General features: G+C 43.1%; 20 protein-coding genes and 1 tRNA gene. 4 read left to right on the forward strand and 17 right to left on the reverse strand.

The window, feature by feature from the left end:
- Positions 1–3: 3 nt before the first annotated feature.
- The 9 genes from serB to J5566_RS03255 all read right to left on the reverse strand — a co-directional run bounded on the left by serB (position 4) and on the right by J5566_RS03255 (position 9051).
- Positions 4–639, reverse strand: coding sequence for a phosphoserine phosphatase SerB (serB, locus tag J5566_RS03215; RefSeq protein WP_208562045.1), 636 nt, complete (start codon positions 637–639; stop codon positions 4–6).
- Between the two features lie 48 nt (positions 640–687).
- Entirely contained in the window at positions 688–2412 is a 1725-nt protein-coding gene (gene ezrA / locus J5566_RS03220; protein WP_208562046.1) for a septation ring formation regulator EzrA, read from the reverse strand.
- Positions 2413–2496: 84 nt separating this feature from the next.
- Entirely contained in the window at positions 2497–4449 is a 1953-nt protein-coding gene (gene gyrB / locus J5566_RS03225; protein ID WP_208562047.1) for a DNA topoisomerase (ATP-hydrolyzing) subunit B, read from the reverse strand.
- Positions 4450–4563: 114 nt separating this feature from the next.
- Positions 4564–5109: a DJ-1 family glyoxalase III gene (locus J5566_RS03230; RefSeq protein ID WP_208562048.1), complete on the reverse strand. Its 546-nt coding sequence runs from the start codon at positions 5107–5109 to the stop codon at positions 4564–4566.
- A gap of 4 nt (positions 5110–5113) precedes the next feature.
- Complete coding sequence (locus J5566_RS03235) at positions 5114–6343, reverse strand: FtsW/RodA/SpoVE family cell cycle protein (RefSeq protein ID WP_208562049.1); 1230 nt, start codon at positions 6341–6343, stop codon at positions 5114–5116.
- Between the two features lie 354 nt (positions 6344–6697).
- Positions 6698–6940, reverse strand: coding sequence for a type B 50S ribosomal protein L31 (locus tag J5566_RS03240; RefSeq protein ID WP_067091298.1), 243 nt, complete (start codon positions 6938–6940; stop codon positions 6698–6700).
- Positions 6941–7041: 101 nt separating this feature from the next.
- A complete protein-coding gene (locus J5566_RS03245; protein WP_208562050.1) occupies positions 7042–7197 on the reverse strand; it encodes a hypothetical protein in 156 nt (51 codons plus the stop codon).
- Positions 7194–8126, reverse strand: coding sequence for an FAD:protein FMN transferase (locus tag J5566_RS03250; RefSeq protein WP_208562051.1), 933 nt, complete (start codon positions 8124–8126; stop codon positions 7194–7196). The genes J5566_RS03245 and J5566_RS03250 overlap by 4 nt, the downstream gene beginning before the upstream one ends.
- Complete coding sequence (locus J5566_RS03255) at positions 8113–9051, reverse strand: DHH family phosphoesterase (RefSeq protein WP_208562052.1); 939 nt, start codon at positions 9049–9051, stop codon at positions 8113–8115. Before J5566_RS03255 ends, J5566_RS03250 begins: the two co-directional genes overlap by 14 nt.
- Before the next feature lie 115 nt (positions 9052–9166).
- Here J5566_RS03255 and J5566_RS03260 point away from each other — a divergent pair, with 115 nt between their 5' ends.
- Genes J5566_RS03260 through J5566_RS03270 form a run of 3 tightly spaced genes read left to right on the forward strand, consistent with a single transcriptional unit; the run spans position 9167 to position 11125 of the window.
- Positions 9167–9622, forward strand: coding sequence for a flavodoxin (locus J5566_RS03260; protein ID WP_208562053.1), 456 nt, complete (start codon positions 9167–9169; stop codon positions 9620–9622).
- A 50-nt stretch (positions 9623–9672) separates the two neighbouring features.
- Positions 9673–9951, forward strand: coding sequence for a chorismate mutase (locus J5566_RS03265; RefSeq protein ID WP_208562054.1), 279 nt, complete (start codon positions 9673–9675; stop codon positions 9949–9951).
- On the forward strand, positions 9941–11125 hold the full coding sequence (locus J5566_RS03270; RefSeq protein ID WP_208562055.1) for a chloride channel protein: 1185 nt from the start codon (positions 9941–9943) through the stop codon (positions 11123–11125). The genes J5566_RS03265 and J5566_RS03270 overlap by 11 nt, the downstream gene beginning before the upstream one ends.
- A gap of 74 nt (positions 11126–11199) precedes the next feature.
- Here J5566_RS03270 and J5566_RS03275 read toward each other — a convergent pair.
- The 7 genes from J5566_RS03275 to J5566_RS03305 all read right to left on the reverse strand — a co-directional run bounded on the left by J5566_RS03275 (position 11200) and on the right by J5566_RS03305 (position 15958).
- A tRNA-Arg gene (locus J5566_RS03275) sits at positions 11200–11271 on the reverse strand.
- Between the two features lie 50 nt (positions 11272–11321).
- The gene (locus tag J5566_RS03280) at positions 11322–11999 is read right to left on the reverse strand and encodes a hydrolase (RefSeq protein WP_208562056.1); all 678 of its coding nucleotides are present in this window, start codon (positions 11997–11999) and stop codon (positions 11322–11324) included.
- Positions 12000–12178: 179 nt separating this feature from the next.
- Positions 12179–12526 carry a 50S ribosomal protein L19 gene (gene rplS, locus J5566_RS03285; protein WP_024380029.1) on the reverse strand — a complete coding sequence of 116 codons (348 nt, stop codon included), beginning with the start codon at positions 12524–12526 and terminating at the stop codon, positions 12179–12181.
- Positions 12527–12792: 266 nt separating this feature from the next.
- On the reverse strand, positions 12793–13704 hold the full coding sequence (gene whiA / locus J5566_RS03290; RefSeq protein ID WP_208562057.1) for a DNA-binding protein WhiA: 912 nt from the start codon (positions 13702–13704) through the stop codon (positions 12793–12795).
- Positions 13701–14675 carry a YvcK family protein gene (locus tag J5566_RS03295; protein ID WP_208562058.1) on the reverse strand — a complete coding sequence of 325 codons (975 nt, stop codon included), beginning with the start codon at positions 14673–14675 and terminating at the stop codon, positions 13701–13703. Before J5566_RS03295 ends, whiA begins: the two co-directional genes overlap by 4 nt.
- Positions 14672–15559 carry an RNase adapter RapZ gene (gene rapZ, locus J5566_RS03300; RefSeq protein WP_208562059.1) on the reverse strand — a complete coding sequence of 296 codons (888 nt, stop codon included), beginning with the start codon at positions 15557–15559 and terminating at the stop codon, positions 14672–14674. Before rapZ ends, J5566_RS03295 begins: the two co-directional genes overlap by 4 nt.
- Positions 15560–15580: 21 nt before the next feature.
- The gene (locus tag J5566_RS03305) at positions 15581–15958 is read right to left on the reverse strand and encodes a RidA family protein (protein WP_208562060.1); all 378 of its coding nucleotides are present in this window, start codon (positions 15956–15958) and stop codon (positions 15581–15583) included.
- A 217-nt stretch (positions 15959–16175) separates the two neighbouring features.
- Between J5566_RS03305 and J5566_RS03310 the strand changes: the two genes are divergently transcribed.
- On the forward strand, positions 16176–16619 hold the full coding sequence (locus J5566_RS03310) for a PH domain-containing protein (RefSeq protein WP_432215581.1): 444 nt from the start codon (positions 16176–16178) through the stop codon (positions 16617–16619).
- 9 nt (positions 16620–16628) lie between these two features.
- Here J5566_RS03310 and J5566_RS03315 read toward each other — a convergent pair whose 3' ends face one another.
- The gene (locus J5566_RS03315) at positions 16629–17948 is read right to left on the reverse strand and encodes an MATE family efflux transporter (protein WP_208562061.1); all 1320 of its coding nucleotides are present in this window, start codon (positions 17946–17948) and stop codon (positions 16629–16631) included.
- Between the last annotated feature and the right edge of the window lie 87 nt (positions 17949–18035).

Below are 18035 nucleotides of genomic sequence, written 5' to 3' on the forward strand. Positions count from 1 at the left end.
GTATTATTTTCTATCCAAAATCTCTATTAATTTATAGAGATTTTTTTCATTGATTCGGTAAGGTGCCTGTTCCTGTACAATCGGTTTGGCACAAAAAGCAACGCCGATTCCTGCTCGCTGAATCATCGGTAGGTCATTGGCTCCATCCCCCATAGCAATTGTCTGAGATAGTTCCAAACCATTTTCAACTGCCCAAGCTTCTAAACAGGCTTTTTTGGTTTCTTTTGTGACAATTTCCCCCAAAACTTGGCCTGTCAAAAGACCATCTACAACTTCCAAACGATTGGCACGAACGTAGTCTAACTCCAACTGTGCAGCCAATCGATCAACTGTCTCATGAAAACCACCTGAAACAACGGCAACCTTATAGCCACGATTTTTTAATTCTGCAACCAAGTCTGCAGCTCCTGGTGTAAAATGAATTTTTTCCATGATACGGTCAAACACTGTGACAGGTAAGCCCTTCAAAAGGGCTACTCGTTCACGCAAGGCTTCTTCAAAGTCCAATTCCCCGCGCATGGCACGTTCTGTAATAGCAGCGACTTCTTCACCCACGCCAGCTTCTTCACCTAAAAGATCGATACCTTCTTCCAAAATTAAGGTCGAATCAACATCCATGACCAACAAACCTTTTGTCATTTTTTCATCCTTTCTAATATAAAAATAAAAAGCCAAATGGCTTTTTATTTAGTAACGAATCGTTTCTCTTGTTTTTTCATAAGAGCGAACAAAACGTTCTGTTACACCAGGTTCAACGGTCTCCAAGGCAAAGGAAATTTCTTCAAAGGATGCTTGATAATCAAACTCTTTTTCAAAAATTGCAAGAGAGCGTGTGAAGGACTTTTGAATCCCTTCGTCAAATGAACGGTAACGGTTTGAATACTGTAAGAGTTGCTCTGTCAGAGTCGCGTTTTGAACAATCTGATAAGCAGTTTCTTCCAATTCGTTTATATCATAAGTTGCACTTTCTAGCAAACGATTAACTACTTCAATATTGATTCGCTTGTAATCCAATTCTCCAATCAAGGCTTCCACATGGTCACTTGCACGGAAAAAAATGGTTAGGAATGAATCCGGAATACCTGGAAGATTTCGTTTTTCCATGTAACGTTTCAAAGTGTGCAATTTATTGATATAAAGATTTGCTTTCTTACGAGCGTTTTGTTCAGAAGTTTCTTGAAGTTTCAAGTATTCAGCCAAAGCCAACTGCTCTTCTTCGATTTCCTTCAAGGACTGTTCTGCATTTTCCAAACGCTCTTGTAAAATCGAGTAAGCCACTTGTGGATTATCCAAGTCTTCAATCCCTTCTGAGATCAGGGCATCTAGCGAATCCAAACGCTTCAGCAATTGTTGAATACGTGTGAATTTGCTTTCTGCCAACATGTATGACTTGTTCAAACGGTCTGCTTCTTCAGCAAGGGCTTGGCTATTCAGAGTGATGTGCTCCAAGAATTTTGGCAAGGTTTTGCTGATTTTAACAGTCTCACGATGCGCTTCAATCTCACTTGTAAAGAGCTTGTATAAGTGATCGATGCGTTTTTGGATCGTCACATTCTCTGCCTCTGCCGTGTCCAAATCAAATGCCACTATCAAAGCTGTGTTTTCACGAAGAGAAACACGGATTTCTTGAAACTGACTTTCGATTGCAGACTCTGTAAAGAGGTAGTTCTCATCAACCAACTTACGGTAACCTGACTCCAAGTCTTCCAATTGATCAGGAAGAGTAGTATTGACTGTCTCAATCAAAGCTGGAATACGATCCATAATTTGATCAAGTGCAATCATGTGATTTTCAGTCTTGTCAAGAATTTCCGCAGCTTCAATCGGATCACCTGAAGAGTTTAACATAACGAATTCTGAAAATTCAACTTCGATAGTTTTTAGTTGTTTTTCCAGTTCTGGCAAGGTATCACCAAAGCTGTCTGAATTCGTCCGAACTTTTTCTTGTAAGTTATCAAAAAGGTCAAGGGCATGCTTCACACGACCTGAGTTTTTCTCTTCTTGCTCCTTCAATTCAGTCAAACCTTGACGAATAGCATTAATATCTTCTTCAATCAAGTCAATTTGACTTTCAATCGAATCAATAGCATTCTTTGCACTAATGAACCGGAAGGAGTTGTTGTACCCTTCTGCTTCAAAAATATGGTTTTCAATGTCTGCAAATGAATTGAGGGATAAATCTACCCACTTTTGATTCCATTCACGGAAAGACACTTGACTTTGACCAATTAAATGCAAGTTTTTAACAGCCTCCACCTCGTGGTTAACTGGAAGGTTAAATAACTCTTCTTTTCTATCTTCCAATGCTGTAAGTAAGTTATCATTACGTTTTCGAATGATCAAGCAAGCCACATAGGCCAGAATCAAGATCACAACAATCGAAACGATTAAGATGATTGTTCCTGTTGGCATGTAAATCTCCTTAGATATATAATTTACTAGAAAATCACTTCATTATAGCACATTTTTCTAGCAATTGCACTAGTTTTCCAAATTTTATACATCAATTGTTGAATAAACAGCATTTTCTTCAATAAACTCTCGCCGTGGTTCGACTTTGTCCCCCATCAGCATGTCGAACACCTTATCCGCTTCTGCTGCATCATCAACAGAGACACGTGCCATCAGACGATTCTCTGGATTCATAGTAGTTTCCCACAATTGGTGGTCATCCATCTCTCCCAATCCCTTGTAGCGTTGGATGGTTGGTTTAGATCGACCTGAACTATGTCTCTCTAAGGCTTCCTGGAGTTCCTGTTCCTGATTTACACCCGGTTGGATATACTCTTTGACTTCACTGCCAACTTTTACACCATAAATGGGTGGCTGAGCAATATAGACATAGCCAGCTTCGACAATCGGGCGCATATAGCGATAAAATAGGGTCAGCAAGAGGGTACGAATATGGGCACCATCAACATCGGCATCCGTCATGATGACCAATTTTTGATAGCGAGCTTTAGATACGTCAAAGTCCGCGCCAAATCCAGTTCCCATGGCTGTAAAGAGACTGCGAATCTCTTCGTTGGCCAAAATCTTATCCATACTGGCTTTTTCTACGTTCAAAATCTTACCACGAATTGGTAGAATAGCCTGGAACTCACGGTCACGGCCAGATTTTGCTGAACCACCCGCAGAATCCCCCTCCACGATAAAGAGTTCAGTCTTGGTCGCATCATTCGATGAACAGTCTGCCAATTTGCCTGGAAGGTTGGAAATTTCAAGACCAGACTTCTTACGGGTCACTTCACGTGCTCGCTTAGCTGCAATCCGTGCCTTACTTGCCAGAATACCCTTCTCAACGATACGGCGTGCAATCTGTGGATGTTCTAAGAGAAACTCCGTAAAGGCATCTGAAAACAGACGGTTGGTGATTTTGACAACTTCACTATTCCCCAACTTAGTCTTGGTTTGCCCCTCGAATTGAGGACCGGGGTGCTTGACTGAGATAACTGCCGTCAAGCCTTCACGAACATCCTCACCCGTCAGATTATCCTCATTTTCCTTGAGAATTTTATTCTTTTTGGCATAGTCATTGATGACTCGAGTCAAAGCAGTGCGGAAACCTTGCTCGTGAGTTCCCCCTTCGTGGGTATGGATATTATTGGCAAAGCTGACCACATTTTCATGGTAACTGGTCGTATACTGCATGGCCACTTCCACCGTAATATCATCCATCTCACCATCCGTATAAATCGGCGTATCAAAGATGACGTCTTTATTTTCATTAAGGTACTCAACATAAGAAGCGATCCCACCTTCATAGTGGTAGTCCTTGGTTTGCTCCAATCCTTCTCGCTTGTCCGTAAGTGAAAGATTTAGACCACGATTTAAGAACGCAAGCTCCTGAATCCGCTTGTTTAATTTTGCAAAATCAAACTCGGTAGTCTCTGTAAAAATCTCAGGATCTGGTGTAAAGTGAACCGTTGTACCTGTTCGATCCGTCTCACCAACCACCGCTAAATCTGCAACTACTTCACCGCGTTTGTATTCTTGGAAATAAACCTGTCCATTTTTATAGACATGGACATCCAGTTGCGTTGAAAGAGCATTTACGACGGATGACCCAACGCCATGCAGACCACCAGAGACCTTGTAGCCGCCTCCGCCAAATTTTCCTCCAGCATGGAGTACTGTAAAGACCGTTTCAACAGCGGGTCGACCTGTTTTTTCTTGAATATCGACAGGAATTCCACGACCGTTGTCCACAACTGTGATGGAATTATCTGGTTCGATAAAAACCTCAATCTTGCTGGCAAATCCCGCTAAGGCTTCGTCGATAGAGTTGTCCACAATCTCCCAAACCAAGTGATGCAATCCTTCTTTCGAGGTTGATCCGATATACATCCCTGGTCGTAGACGAACAGCTTCTAACCCTTCTAAAACCTGAATCTGACTGGCATCATATTCCTGGGCTTTTTCTTGTAAATCTTTGATTTCTTCTGACATATTTCTTCCTTTTTTCTAAAAAAGCTAGACTAACTAGTACCCTTCATTATACCATATTTCCCTCTTTTTTCCTACAAAAAAGGGAGTACGAATCACCCAACTCCCTGTATTTTTTTATTGGTTTTCCCGATGAACCATTGCCTTTGCTAAGGCACTACCATCTCCACCCAAAAGATCCACCAGCCTATAAGCAAAGTCAAGACTTGTTCCAGCTCCACGACTGGTGACAATCCTGCCATCAACTACTACTGTCTCCGTTGAATGAATACCAGCCTGAATTTCCTGTTCTTTTCCAGGATAAGCAGTGTAACGTTTGCCGTCCAAAAGACCTGCTCTCTCCAATACAATCGGAGCCGCACAGATGGCCGCAACCAAGTGCTCATCTTGATCCGCTTTTTGAAGTGCAGCGATTAAGCCCTCGTGGTCACGCAGATTGGTTGACCCCGGCATTCCACCAGGTAGTACGATCAAGTCATAATCTGACAAGTCCCCTGAAAAAACATGATCTGCCAAAACACGAATATCATGAGTTCCTCTCACTTCTAGCGCCTCTAAACCAATCATATGGCAATCGAAGCCTGCACGACGAAAAACATCAACGGGCGCAAGGGCTTCAATTTCTTCAAAGCCATCTGCTAACAAAACTGCAATGCGTTTCATATAACTACCTCTCTATTCTTTTTATGGTAATTTTTTTATAAGTACGGGACTTATTGCGGCGCTTTTCATCTTGCAACTTGTGTTGATAACTCATGGACAAAATTAAGCCAACCCCAATTAAATTGGAAACGATAGAAGATCCACCTTGTGAAATAAAGGGAAGCGGAATCCCTGTCAAAGGCAAAATACCTGTCGCTGCTCCGATATTTTCAAACACATGGAAAAGCAACATCATAATGAAACCTGTTGAAACATAGGTATAAAAACGATTATTGGACTGGAGCGTAATACGCAACATACGGTAAATTAAGAGAAGGTAGAGTCCAATGAGAATGCTGGCTCCAATAAAGCCAAAATCTTCTGCAATGACCGTAAAAATCATATCACTTTCCCTAACAGGAATTAGAAGATTGGTCTGATTAAAACCAATCCCTGTCAATCCCCCGCTACCTATGGCAATCAAACTCTGTGCCTGTTGATAAGTGGTTGATTGGGCATTTTTGAAGGGGTCCAACCAGGCTGAAATACGGTTGATTTTATAGGTGTCCATCCCAATATTATGTAAAAAGGTTGTCCCACCTGGCGAGACAAAAACTACAAGAAAAGCCGCAACCAAAATCAAACTAGTCAAGAAGACTGGTAGAATAATCTTCCAGGAAACTCCTGACATCAGGACAATACCACAAAAAATAGCTACGAAAACCAATGATGTTCCTAGGTCACTTTGGAAATATAAAAGAACTAAGACAGGCAAGGTTACAAGGAGCAACTGACCAATCAAGTAAAAATCCTCTCGAATAGACCTTTCCTGATGCTTCTTTTGAAAACTGACTACTATGCGAGACATCATGATGATGTAGGATATTTTCATAAATTCAGACGGCTGAAAGAGCGTCACACCATTGATACTCACCCAGTTCTTAGCACCCGTCGATGCCAATAAACTCGGACTATAGAAAAAAATCGGTAAGACCATCAAGACGAGTCCTAATAGGTAGAGCCAGGGGGTGACTTTCCATAGGAACTTGGTAGAAAAAAACATTACCAGAAAGGCGATGCCCACCCCCACGACAATCCACATCAGTTGCTGCCCAACCATCTGAAAAACATAGTCAGGATAATCATGACTGACCGCTATATAGACGGACATTAGGCCGATTAGCAATAAAAAAAAGACCGGTAAAATCAAAGCATAGTCAATGCGACTATCGATTGATCCTCTATACTTGGACATAATCCCTCCCTATCCATTACTCATACGTGCTTGCTCTATTATACCAAAATTTAAGATGGAGAGAAACCACGGACCAAACTTTGACGAAAAAAAATTGACAGCCCTGTGTTTGATGAACAGTCGTTTTTTCAAAGTATGAATATTTACGCTCATGTAACAGAACAAGAAAAAGAGCAAACAGTACAAAAATTTGCTCAATTCATGAGTATGTAAACCAATGGCAATCATTTTGGCAATCACGCACGAAAAAGCCCTCCTTTATTTCTAGAGGCAAAGAAAAAATGGTCCACTGGACCATAACTCGCTCTTTTATTTTCAAGCTCGTGAAAAAACAGTCCGTTAAGGACTGTTTTTTTATTTGAGACCGTATTTTTTGTTGAAACGATCCACACGTCCATCTGCTTGGGTGAACTTTTGACGTCCAGTGTAGAATGGGTGTGAGTCTGATGAAATTTCCACACGGATCAATGGGTAAGTTTCACCTTCAAATTCAATAGTTTCTTTTGAGTTCTTTGTAGAACCGCTAAGGAACTTGTAACCAGTAGTGGTGTCCATGAAGACAACAGTGCGATATTCTGGATGGATATCTTTTTTCATTATAAAAATTCCTTTCTGCCATGGACTCTTTTTGAGCCATAGATTATAACTCATTTAGTTTACCAAATCTGTCCAATCCTGTCAAGGATTTTCTTTGATTTTTATTGCACAGATGGGCCTGAATTGGCATCTGTCCAGACCCGTGCTCCAAAGCCTCCCTCAGAAGCTCCAGAATCCGTATCCGTCCTAGTCTGCTCTGCTTTTTTCAAAGGAAGAGCCCAGAACTCTAACTCTTCTTTTTGTACTTCTTCTCTCATCGCTCAATCCTATCCCACAAACCCGGCGTCACCACCATTTGATCATCCTGGGTCATGATTATAGCCTCCAGCCCCTCTTGCTGACAAACCTGGTCGTAGATCTCCCGAATGGACGCACCAAAAAGGCGAGTAGTCCAAATCTCCCCGTCTACCGACTGCTTGGACACAATGGTCAAGCTGGCAATGGCAGCCTGCAAGGGATAGCCTGTCTGGCTATCAAAGATATGGTGGTAGGTTTTTCCTTCAAACTGGAAGGTCCTTTCGTAAATACCAGAGGTGACCACCGATTCTTCTCCTATTTTGAGGACGAGGGCATTGTTGCCACGTGGGAGCTTGGGATGTTGGATACCAATCCGCCACAAGCCGTCTTCCTGATGAGGCGGTTGACCGAAGGTCAGAACATTTCCACCTAAGTTAATCAGTCCAGCCTGGGCACCCATTCCCTTCAAAAAGGCGACAATCTTATCCGCAATGTAACCTTTTGCCAGGGCACCCAAATCAATGGCCATACCTTCTTTATTGAGAAAGACCTGCTGGTATTCTGGGTCTAGCTCGATGTCAGCTGGGTTGATGATTGCCAATCGCTCATCAATACTAGCCTGGTCTGGCAACTTGGCGTCCTTAAACCCAATCCGCCAGAGCTGGGTCAAAGGCCCGATCGTGATATTGAGAAAGCTATTCTCTGCCAAGCTATGCTTCTTCCCCAGTTCAATCAGCTCATAGAGATCAGGGGCAACGGGGACTGCCTGTACACCAGCATTGAGATTGACCTCCATTAACTCGGAGGTCAGGTCGTTGGCTGAAAAGCGATCCTTGTAGAGATAGAGAAGCTGTTCGACCTGATCCAAGATAGGCTCTGGATTTTCATGCCAAATGGTCGTATCAATGACTGTTCCCATGAGGCGAACTTGTCTGCTACTGGCTTGCATCTTTGACTACCTGCTGAATTTCTTTATAAATGGCTTCATTTTCTTCTAAAGAATAAGAATTTGCCCCACTGGCTAGCGGATGACCACCACCGCCATGTCTTTTAGCAATCTCGTTGATAATGGCAGACTTACTCCGCAGGCGAACACGGTATGATCCGTCAACTTGCTCGACGAAAATCCCCCATGACTGCACCGCATCAATCCGACCTGGTGCTGATACGATCGAAGCTGTCTCTGCATCTGTCACATCATAAGCCTTGAGGGTTTCTTGTGTCAGGACAACTCGGGCTGCTCCATTTTCATCTACTTCTAAGTTATCATAGACATAGCCCATGAGCTTTGCGACCTTGTAGTCCATCGCATCCATTTGACGAGACAGACTTGAAAAGTCAAAGTCAAACTGGCGTAAATAGGCAGCCATCTCAAATGTACGAGCAGACGTCGATGGATAGAGGAAACGTCCAGTATCTCCGACAATGCCCGCATAGAGTAGGCGGGCTATTTCTGCATCTACGTCCAATCCCAACTCTCTTGCAAAAAGGGCAATCATCTCACTGGTCGAACTACTGCTCGTGTCCACCCAGAGCAAATCTCCGTAAGCATCATCATTTGGATGGTGATCAATCTTGATGAGAAAGGCCCCATTAGCATACCGAGCATCATCAATCCGTTCGGTATTGGCTGTGTCGGTCACAATGACCAGACTCGCTGGATAGTCGCTGTCGGCTACGGTATCCATCTGCCCCAACCAAGCTAAAGTTGGCTCCTCAAAACCAGTTGCCAAAATGGTCTTTTCAGGGAAATTCAGCTGCAAAAGTTTTTTCAAACCTAGCTGACTACCTATGGCATCCGGATCCGGACGCTGGTGACGATGAAGGACAATGGTATCAAATTCTTCGATTTTTTGAACTATTTTTTTTAACATTTTTAACTCCTAGCCAGTATTTTATCACAATTGAAGCTCAATTGGTATTCCTTTACCTTTCACAATTCTTAGAAATATGCTATACTAATCCTATCATCTATTTTTGGAGGAAACTATGGCACTAGCAAAAATAGTTTACGCTAGTATGACCGGCAATACGGAAGAAATTGCCGATATTGTTGCGAATAAGTTAGAAGAACTGGGATTGGATGTGCAGGTTCATGAATGCACTACCATTGAAACAGAGGAAATTCTTGATGCAGACCTGATTGTTGTTGCCACCTACACTTACTCTTACGGTGGAGACGGAGAACTTCCAGATGAAATCATCGATTTCTATGCAGATCTTGCTGACCTTGATTTAACTGGAAAAATCTACGGTGTCTGCGGTTCTGGCGATACCTTCTACGATGACTTTTGTAGTGCAGTAGATGACTTTGACACCATGTTGGCTTCTCGCGGTGCGAGCAAGGGCGCAGAGAGTGTGAAGGTTGATTTGGCTGCCGAAGATGAAGATATTGAAAACCTTGAATCCTTTGCGACTGATTTAGCTGCAAAGGTAAATGAATAATACAATTAACCAGTAACAATTGTTACTGGTTTTCTTAAAAGGAGATAAAAATGAATCTAGATCATATTCGCGAACAGATTAACGCAATTGATAGTCAATTAGTTGGCTTGCTTGAACAACGGATGGAACTGGTGGATCAGGTCACAGCTTTTAAGCGAGCATCAGGCAAGCCTGTCTTAGACACAAGCAGAGAAAAAGCTGTCCTTGAGCGTGTTGGTAGCCTAGTCCACAAGAATGACTACCGCGTAGCAATTCAAGCGACCTTTACAGACATTATGGCCCAGTCCAGAGCCTATCAATCTGCTAAACTAGCTCAAGATGACCAATAAAGTCAAGCAAGCTATCCTACCCCTAGTCTTTTCAATCCTGATCGGATTAGTAGCCGGACTAGTCACCACATTTTTTGGTAAGGTTTTATTGGCCATTGGGAATCTGAGGTCTGATTATTTTCGTTATTTTATTCCATTTCTCGCACTATCCGGACTAGCAATTGTCTATGCCTATCAAAAATGGGGCAGGGATGTCCAAGCAGGTATGAGTTTGGTCTTCAAAGCTGGACAAGGGGAGAATGTACACATTTCACCTGTTCTCATTCCGCTAATCATTTCGACAACTTGGCTCGGCCACCTTTTTGGTGCTTCGGTTGGTCGAGAGGGAGTGGCTGTTCAGCTTGGGGCTAGTCTTTCCCATTTGATACAAAAACAAGGTTTCTCCCACCTACCCAAAGATAGAGTAACTAGGATTGGAATGGCAGCGGGTTTTGCTGGGCTCTTTCAAACACCCTTGGCTGCCAGTTTCTTTGCCATCGAAGTTCTGGCTGTCGGTCGCTATACTTTGAAAGACCTAGTCCCTATATTACTGGCGGCTTTTACTGCTAGTTGGACATCACATTGGTTTGGGTTGGAGAAATTTACTCATGCCATTTCGGTTTCACCTTTCCAGTTTACTGATAGTTTCAAATGGATTATTATTGCCCTCTGCTTTGGAATGATTGGTAATTTTTTTGCTTGGTTTTTAGATCAAGCAAAAAGGTATTCGGCTCGATGGTTTCCAAATCCTTACATAAAAATAGCTGTCATGGGAGTTGGACTAAGCGTTCTACTTTTCTTCTTCCATCAAGGTCGTTATGCTGGTTTGGGGACCAATTTAATTGAAGCCAGTTTAGCTGGGGAACAGGTATTTGCTTACGATTGGCTACTGAAACTCCTACTCACCTGTCTTTGTTTGGCCGCAGGTTTTCAAGGGGGCGAAGTCACGCCACTCTTTGCCATTGGTGCAAGTTCTGGGGCTGTTTTAGCTGGCTTACTTGGTTTACCAACTGAACTTGTTGCAGCCCTTGGCTATTGTGCTGTTTTCGGCTCTGCAACCAACACGCTCTTGGCTCCTATCCTGATTTCCTATGAGGTCTTTGGACCATATCATATCATCGAAAGTAGCATTGTCGTGGGGTTTGCTTACATCCTCAACAGAAAGCTCAGCATCTACAGCCAGCAAATTCGATAGGCAAAATTTGGGGCGGATTTGGGTCAAGAAAGTTAAAAACCCTTGTGTATCAAGGGTTTTCGTTATTTTCTCTATCTCCCCTGCAGGAATCGAACCTGCAACTAATTCTTAGGAGGAATTTGTTATATCCATTTAACTAAGGGAAGCTAGCTTCTATTTTACCCTAGTTAATAAAAGTTTTCAAGAGAGTTTTGTCCTATTCTTTTGTTGTTTTTCTGTATTTTTCCATTTTGGCCTTGAATAGTTCACCGTTACTAGGAGCGGTATAGGTCACCGCATTGGCTCCTGCTTCAATCACTTGGCGGATAGTTTCTTCTGTTGGCCCACCTGTGGCAATAATGGGGAAATTTGGAAATTCCTTGCGCAATTTGGCAACGACACGCGCCGTATCTAAGCCACATGAGACGTTTAGTATATCCACTCCTGCTTGAATACGCGAAGCAATGTCCGAACTCTCTGACACAACAGTATAAATAATTGGAATATCCACTACCTTGTTGATTTCTTCAATGGTCTGAACATTGGTAGGACCATTAACAACAACTGCATAGGCTCCTTCTGACTCCGAAAACAGACTCATGTTTGCCGAGCGTGTCCCCTTGGTTAGTCCACCACCGACTCCTGCCAAAACAGGCACTGAAGCAACTCGCATGATACTTTTTAAAATGGCTGGGTTTGGGGTAAAGGGATATACTGCCAAGATAGCATCGGCATTGTTATTAGCAATGATGGCGACATCCGTCGTAAACAAAATTGACCGAATTCTACGGCCATAGATGCGAATGCCACTGCACTGGCGCATAATTTCTGGCATTTGAACAATGTCCTGTCTCAAGTCAGAAAAAATAGACGGTACGTTTTTAAACTCCTTCATGAACTTCACCTCTCACATTTATTATCTCTAGTTTACTACTTTTTCTGTCGATATCAATATTTTTCTCTACTTCCTGCTAAATTCTATTCAATAACTGAATAACTATTCGAAGGGATAAAGAAAAAGAGACAGCAGAACTGTCTCCTTTTCGAAGTCCGACTTGGATAGTGGAAACTATCTTAACGACGGATTTCTTTGATACGCGCAGCTTTACCTTGCAATGCACGTAGGTAGTACAATTTAGCACGACGTACTTTACCGTAACGTACGACTTCAATCTTGTCAACACGTGGAGTGTGGATTGGGAATGTACGCTCAACACCTACACCGCCAGAAATTTTACGGACAGTGTACATTTCTGAGATACCTTGACCTTTACGAGAGATAACAACACCTTCGAAGATCTGAATACGCTCACGAGTTCCTTCCACAACCTTAGCGTGAACACGAACAGTGTCACCAGGACGGAAAGAAGGGATGTCAGTACGAAGTTGACCTTCAGTCAAACTTTGAATTAATGGATTCATTTTTTTCTACTCCTATCTTGTTAATCTTGAGAGCCAGGTCCCAGCGGATTAACCGTTTTATCGTGTGTCCATTACACACAAACTATATTATACAGAATATTTCTTTTCTTGTAAAGAAATTTCTCTGTCATAGAATGACTTTTTCAGACTGTAGATTTAGGATGCTTTAAGTTTTGTGTCGTATAATCATTTCAAGCTAGAAATAGCACACCTTCTTTTTCATATAATCTCCTAGAAAACCGACCCAGTTGGGTCGGTTTTCGTGTTTACAAGTCTTCAGCAAATTTATTGATTTTTCGCAAGCGATGGTTGACACCACTTTTTGTCAGCGGCTTAGACAGACTATCTGCCAACTGCTGGATAGAAAAATCAGGATGGTGGATTCTCAGCTGTGCAACCTCTTGTAGGTCCGCTGGCAGCTGGTCCAAGCCCACCGTATCCATTATCTTGATGATGTTATTGATGGTTTTCATCGAAGCTGTCACGGTCCGAGCAATATTGGCCGCTTCTGCATTGGTCGCACGGTTCAAATCATTTCGAGTTTCACGAAGGATTTTGACATTTTCAAACTCTGTCTTGGCTTCTTCTGCCCCAATCACCAGCAAGAAATCCATGATATCTTCTGCCCGTTGCAAATAGGTAATGGTCCCCTTGCTTCGCTCAATGACCTTGGCATCCAAGAGAAATTTCTGTAATAACTTAGCCAAATCCTGGGCATGGTCCGAGTATACAGAGGCAATTTCCAACTGATAACGACCTTTTTCAGGGTCCTTGACCGATCCGCTGGCTAAAAATGCCCCCCTTAGATAGGCTTGACTCCATGCATCCTTTTCCAAGATTGTAGGAGCAATCCCTGTTTCAATTCCAAAAAAGCTGTCCGCCAGATAGAGATCGTTGAGAATCTCATTGACAGAATGGTCCAAATAAACTGTATACACTCGATTCTTTTTGAGGTTTGTCTTTTGGTGGTGACGAATGTCTGCTTTTATGGCATAAAAGGCAAAAAGCATTTCATAAATATGACGTGCTACTTTGGCATTCTCCGTTGAGATGGACAAGGACAGCCCCTTGCCAGTCAAGCCCAGACTACCAGACAATTTGATAATTGCAGCTAGTTCACTCTTTTCAAAGTCCGATTTTCCAAGAATTTCTTCTTTTACCTGAACTGTAAAACTCATGGTCGCACCTGTACAATCTTGAGTAATTCTGCAACTACTAAATCGCCATCATGAAAAGCTCCGCCATTCTCTAAACGAAGGAAATTCGAAGAGATGACACGCGGTGCTTGCGCCTGCAAGCCTGCAAAATCGTGCTTGACCTGAACCAGGTACTCATCAAACTGATGAGTATTCATATACTCTTGCGGAACTGGCTCGATATTGACCAGGACCGTGTCGATAAATTTTTCAGCCAAGTGGGCATTGAGAACCGCCACATGGTCTGCGTCTGAGAAAAACTCCGTCTCTCCTCTTTGGGTCATGATGTTGCATACATAGGTGACCTCCGCCTTGGTCTCTTTTAAAGCTTTACCAATGTCTGATATCATCAGATTAGGCAAGATAGAAGTAAAGAGAGAGCCTGGACCCAATACAACCATATCACTATCCATGATTGCCTCAACCACCTGACGGCTTGCCTTAGGCTCGTCATCATTATAGGAATTAGTCACATAGACATACCCAATCATGCCCTCATGTGCTGCAATTTTACTTTCTCCCACAACCTCTGTCCCATCTGTAAATACAGCATGAAGGGTGAGTGCATTTTCACTAGAAGGATAAATGCGGCCAGTGGTATGAAAAAAGCGGGTCAAGAGCCTCATGGCATTGTAGGTTGAACCCTGCATCTCCGAAATCCCTGCAATAATCAGGTTTCCCAAGGGATGCCCTGCCAAGGCGCCATCCGTTTCCGCAAAGCGATACTGGAAAATCTGCTCATACAACTTGGGCATGTCCGACATGGCTAAAAGAACGTTTCGCAAATCTCCTGGGGGTGTGACCTGCAAGGCCTGACGAATCTCACCAGAGGAGCCACCATCATCTGCCACTGTCACGATTGCCGTAATCTCCACATCTTTGTCCCGCAAACTCTTTAGAATCACCGGAATCCCTGTTCCGCCGCCAATCACAGTTATTTTAGGTTTTCTCATGAGCGGTTAACCGTTTCCTTCCGTCTATCCTTGTCACGATGACTGCGGTTGACCAACCAGTTCTTCTCAAGATCATCTGCCAAACGTTTGGCAAAAGCTACGCTTCTATGTTGACCTCCCGTGCATCCAATTGCAATGGTCAAAACAGATTTCCCTTCTTTTTGGTAACCTGGCAGAATGGGCTCAATCAAGCCGATAAGGTGGCTGTAAAATTCTTCAGATTCCTGGTGGGCCATGACATAATCAAAGACAGGAGCATCCAGACCAGTCAGATTGCGTAATTCTTTCTGATAGTAAGGATTTGGCAAGAAACGCACATCAAAAACCAAGTCCGCATCCAGAGGCAGACCGTATTTGAAACCAAATGACATGACTTCCACACGGAAGGATGGTTGGTTGTCCTGACTAGCAAATTGCTCTGAAATGGCCATCCGCAGATTACGCGGTGTCAATTCTGTCGTATCGATGACATTCTGGCTCATATTTTTCAAAGGTGCCAAGAGCTCACGCTCAAGCTGAATACCATCCAAGACCCGACCATCCGCTGCAAGAGGATGGGAACGGCGAGTTTCCTTATAGCGTGCCACCAATTCGCTATCTGTCGCATCCAAAAACAAGACCTTGAAATCCAAATCTTCTGCCGCCTCAATCTCATCTAAGACTTCTCGAATTTCTGAAAAGAAAGACCGGCTCCGCATATCTACCACCAAGGCAATCTTATTGTTGTCTTGACTATGGCGAATCAGTTCTAAAAATTTTGGCAGTAGGGTCGGCGGCATATTGTCAATGGTAAAATAGCCCAAATCTTCAAAAGACTGAATAGCTACCGTTTTACCTGCGCCCGACATTCCTGTCACAATCACTAAATGGAGTTTATCTGACATGACATTCCCTCCTTTTCTTTCTTAATCAATCACTGCAATCACTTCAATTTCAACCTTAACATCACGTGGCAAGCGAGCTACTTCCACCGCCGAACGAGCTGGGAAATCAGCTGAAAAGGCTGTTTGATAGACTTCATTGAAAGCCACAAAGTCATTCATATCCTTAAGGAAGCAAGTCGTTTTAACCACATGTTCAAAATCTGTACCAGCCGCTTCCAAAATAGCCGCGATATTTTTCAAGACCTGCTCAGTCTGTTCTTGAATGGTTTCACCAACCACTTGGCCCGTTTCAGGTGACAAGGGAACCTGACCAGAGGCAAAAAGGAAATTTCCTACAACTTTACCTTGTACGTAAGGACCAATAGCTGCTGGTGCTTTATCTGTATGAATCGTTTTCATCTGTCAATCTCCTTTGCTTTTCTACATCTATTATAGCACAGTTTTAGACAAACTCATCCCGCTCACTCTCAAGAAAAACTATTTCCAGACTCTTTACCCAAGTAAAAAGCTGACACTTTTTTGACGGCCCGTTAGAATATGTTCTTCATTTGCTATTGCATCTTGGCAAAAAAACACTATACTATTCTATATAAAAATAGAGTAAAGGAGAATGTCTATGGCATTGAATTTAGGAAAAATTGCTCAGGGTCTTGCTGGAAACTTTAGCCAACAAAGCAACGAATCCCTCTACACAGAATACTCTCAGTATCTACTAGATGAGGAAGTCATTCAAAACGGTTACGTCTTGATCCGGGACGCAGTTATCTTTACCAATATTCGTATTATATTTGTGGACAAACAAGGAGCAACAGGGAAGAAAACTGCCATAAAATCCATCTTCCTCTCAACCCTGGTCCATGTCGAGATGGAAACAGCTGGTTTCGGCCTAGATGATAGTGAAATCACTATCACTTACTTGCGCAATATCTACCTCAAATCAAAACAGGAAGAGTTAGTTAGTCTTAAATTGGAATTCCCAAAACAAACGGACATCATTCCACTTTACAAATACCTCCTCGAATTGGCTTATCAAAACCGCCTATCCATCAATAACTCCTAAAAAAACTGGCTACTCAGCCAGTTTTCTTGTTTTTACATGAAATCTCCAAGTCAAAAAAATCGCTCGCAAGAGCAGGTCAATCAGAATCGACAGCCAAACACCGGCGATGCCGAAACCGAACATCTGACCTAAGACGATAACACCTAAGACGCGCAGCCCCCACATCCCTATCACTGTAGAGTAGAGAGGGGACTTGGTATCCCCTAACCCCTGCAGAGCGCCTGCCATGATCAAAGAAACCGCAAGGCCGGGCTGGTTGAAAGCATCGATACGCAGTGCTATGACGACTTGGCTGACGGCTTCTGGGGCTTTGGTAAATAGCAGAGCAAAACTTGGAGCTCCGAAAAATAAGACGATTCCCAGAAGGGACATGATGGCTACTCCATAGGCAGAGCTAAGAAATGCGACCCGTCTGATAGTCAGAACATCACCCTTGCCCAAGGCCTGACCGATCAAAACTGCCGCCGCTGTCGCAAGACCATAAGCTGGCATATAGGTAAAACTCTCAATGTTCCCTGCGATCATATGAGAGGCATAGACAGTTGTACCAAGTCCTACAATCAAGCTGAAATAGACCACCTGTCCCAACCGCATGACCAAACGTTCCAAGGCGGCGGGAATGGTCAAAGTCACCATCTCCTTAGGACTTCCCAAGTGGAACAAATGTTTGAAATCAACTGCCAAGTCAGTCTGCTGCACCTTGAGGTAAAGCAAGACGGTACCAAGCAAGCGAGCTAAGACGGTTCCCAAGGCCGTTCCGACAATACCCAGACCAGACCAAGAGCCAATACCAAAAATCAAAATGTAATCCAAAACCACATTAAACAGGTTGGTCAACAAACTTATTTTCATAGGGGTAACCGTATCGCCAGCTGCCCGCAAGATTGTTCCCAGAATGGTCATTAGGGATTGAAAAATTGTCAGACCGCCGACCCAGTAGAAAAAGACCTGTGCCCCAGCCAAACTCTCCGAATCGGCTCCCATTAAGACCAGCAGCTGTCGTCCAAAAACAAGTGAAAACAGGCCAAAGATCAAACCTGTCACCAACGATAAGACTAGTGCCTGACGCACCTGATAGGCAACTGCTTCTTTGTTTCCCGCACCAATCGAACGAGAAACCAAGGCAGTAGCCGCTACCCCCAAAGCTATATAAACAGCCAAATAGACATTGAGTATGGTGTTGGCCAAACCCACTGCCGTCACCGCTACCAGCCCCAGCTGGGCAATCAATAGCGTATCCACAAAACCAACCAAGGTCTGAAAGATATTTTCCACCGTAGCAGGCAGGGCTAGTTTGATAATACGTTTTCCTAAACTTTCTTGCTTCATTTTTCTCTCTTTGTAAATTATTTAGAATAATTATAAATAAAAATCGTTCAAAAAGCAAGAAAACAGACCACGTTTGTAATCTGTTCA

The sequence above is a fragment of the Streptococcus suis genome, from assembly GCF_017601095.1.
Lineage (GTDB): Bacteria > Bacillota > Bacilli > Lactobacillales > Streptococcaceae > Streptococcus > Streptococcus suis_Z.

Coding starts and splice junctions, on each gene's coding strand:
- serB (WP_208562045.1), bottom strand. CDS start 639: ATGACAAAAGGTTTGTTGGTCATGGATGTTGATTCGACCTTAATTTTG.
- ezrA (WP_208562046.1), bottom strand. CDS start 2,412: ATGCCAACAGGAACAATCATCTTAATCGTTTCGATTGTTGTGATCTTG.
- gyrB (WP_208562047.1), bottom strand. CDS start 4,449: ATGTCAGAAGAAATCAAAGATTTACAAGAAAAAGCCCAGGAATATGAT.
- J5566_RS03230 (WP_208562048.1), bottom strand. CDS start 5,109: ATGAAACGCATTGCAGTTTTGTTAGCAGATGGCTTTGAAGAAATTGAA.
- J5566_RS03235 (WP_208562049.1), bottom strand. CDS start 6,343: ATGTCCAAGTATAGAGGATCAATCGATAGTCGCATTGACTATGCTTTG.
- J5566_RS03240 (WP_067091298.1), bottom strand. CDS start 6,940: ATGAAAAAAGATATCCATCCAGAATATCGCACTGTTGTCTTCATGGAC.
- J5566_RS03245 (WP_208562050.1), bottom strand. CDS start 7,197: ATGAGAGAAGAAGTACAAAAAGAAGAGTTAGAGTTCTGGGCTCTTCCT.
- J5566_RS03250 (WP_208562051.1), bottom strand. CDS start 8,126: ATGCAAGCCAGTAGCAGACAAGTTCGCCTCATGGGAACAGTCATTGAT.
- J5566_RS03255 (WP_208562052.1), bottom strand. CDS start 9,051: ATGTTAAAAAAAATAGTTCAAAAAATCGAAGAATTTGATACCATTGTC.
- J5566_RS03260 (WP_208562053.1), top strand. CDS start 9,167: ATGGCACTAGCAAAAATAGTTTACGCTAGTATGACCGGCAATACGGAA.
- J5566_RS03265 (WP_208562054.1), top strand. CDS start 9,673: ATGAATCTAGATCATATTCGCGAACAGATTAACGCAATTGATAGTCAA.
- J5566_RS03270 (WP_208562055.1), top strand. CDS start 9,941: ATGACCAATAAAGTCAAGCAAGCTATCCTACCCCTAGTCTTTTCAATC.
- J5566_RS03280 (WP_208562056.1), bottom strand. CDS start 11,999: ATGAAGGAGTTTAAAAACGTACCGTCTATTTTTTCTGACTTGAGACAG.
- rplS (WP_024380029.1), bottom strand. CDS start 12,526: ATGAATCCATTAATTCAAAGTTTGACTGAAGGTCAACTTCGTACTGAC.
- whiA (WP_208562057.1), bottom strand. CDS start 13,704: ATGAGTTTTACAGTTCAGGTAAAAGAAGAAATTCTTGGAAAATCGGAC.
- J5566_RS03295 (WP_208562058.1), bottom strand. CDS start 14,675: ATGAGAAAACCTAAAATAACTGTGATTGGCGGCGGAACAGGGATTCCG.
- rapZ (WP_208562059.1), bottom strand. CDS start 15,559: ATGTCAGATAAACTCCATTTAGTGATTGTGACAGGAATGTCGGGCGCA.
- J5566_RS03305 (WP_208562060.1), bottom strand. CDS start 15,958: ATGAAAACGATTCATACAGATAAAGCACCAGCAGCTATTGGTCCTTAC.
- J5566_RS03310 (WP_432215581.1), top strand. CDS start 16,176: ATGGCATTGAATTTAGGAAAAATTGCTCAGGGTCTTGCTGGAAACTTT.
- J5566_RS03315 (WP_208562061.1), bottom strand. CDS start 17,948: ATGAAGCAAGAAAGTTTAGGAAAACGTATTATCAAACTAGCCCTGCCT.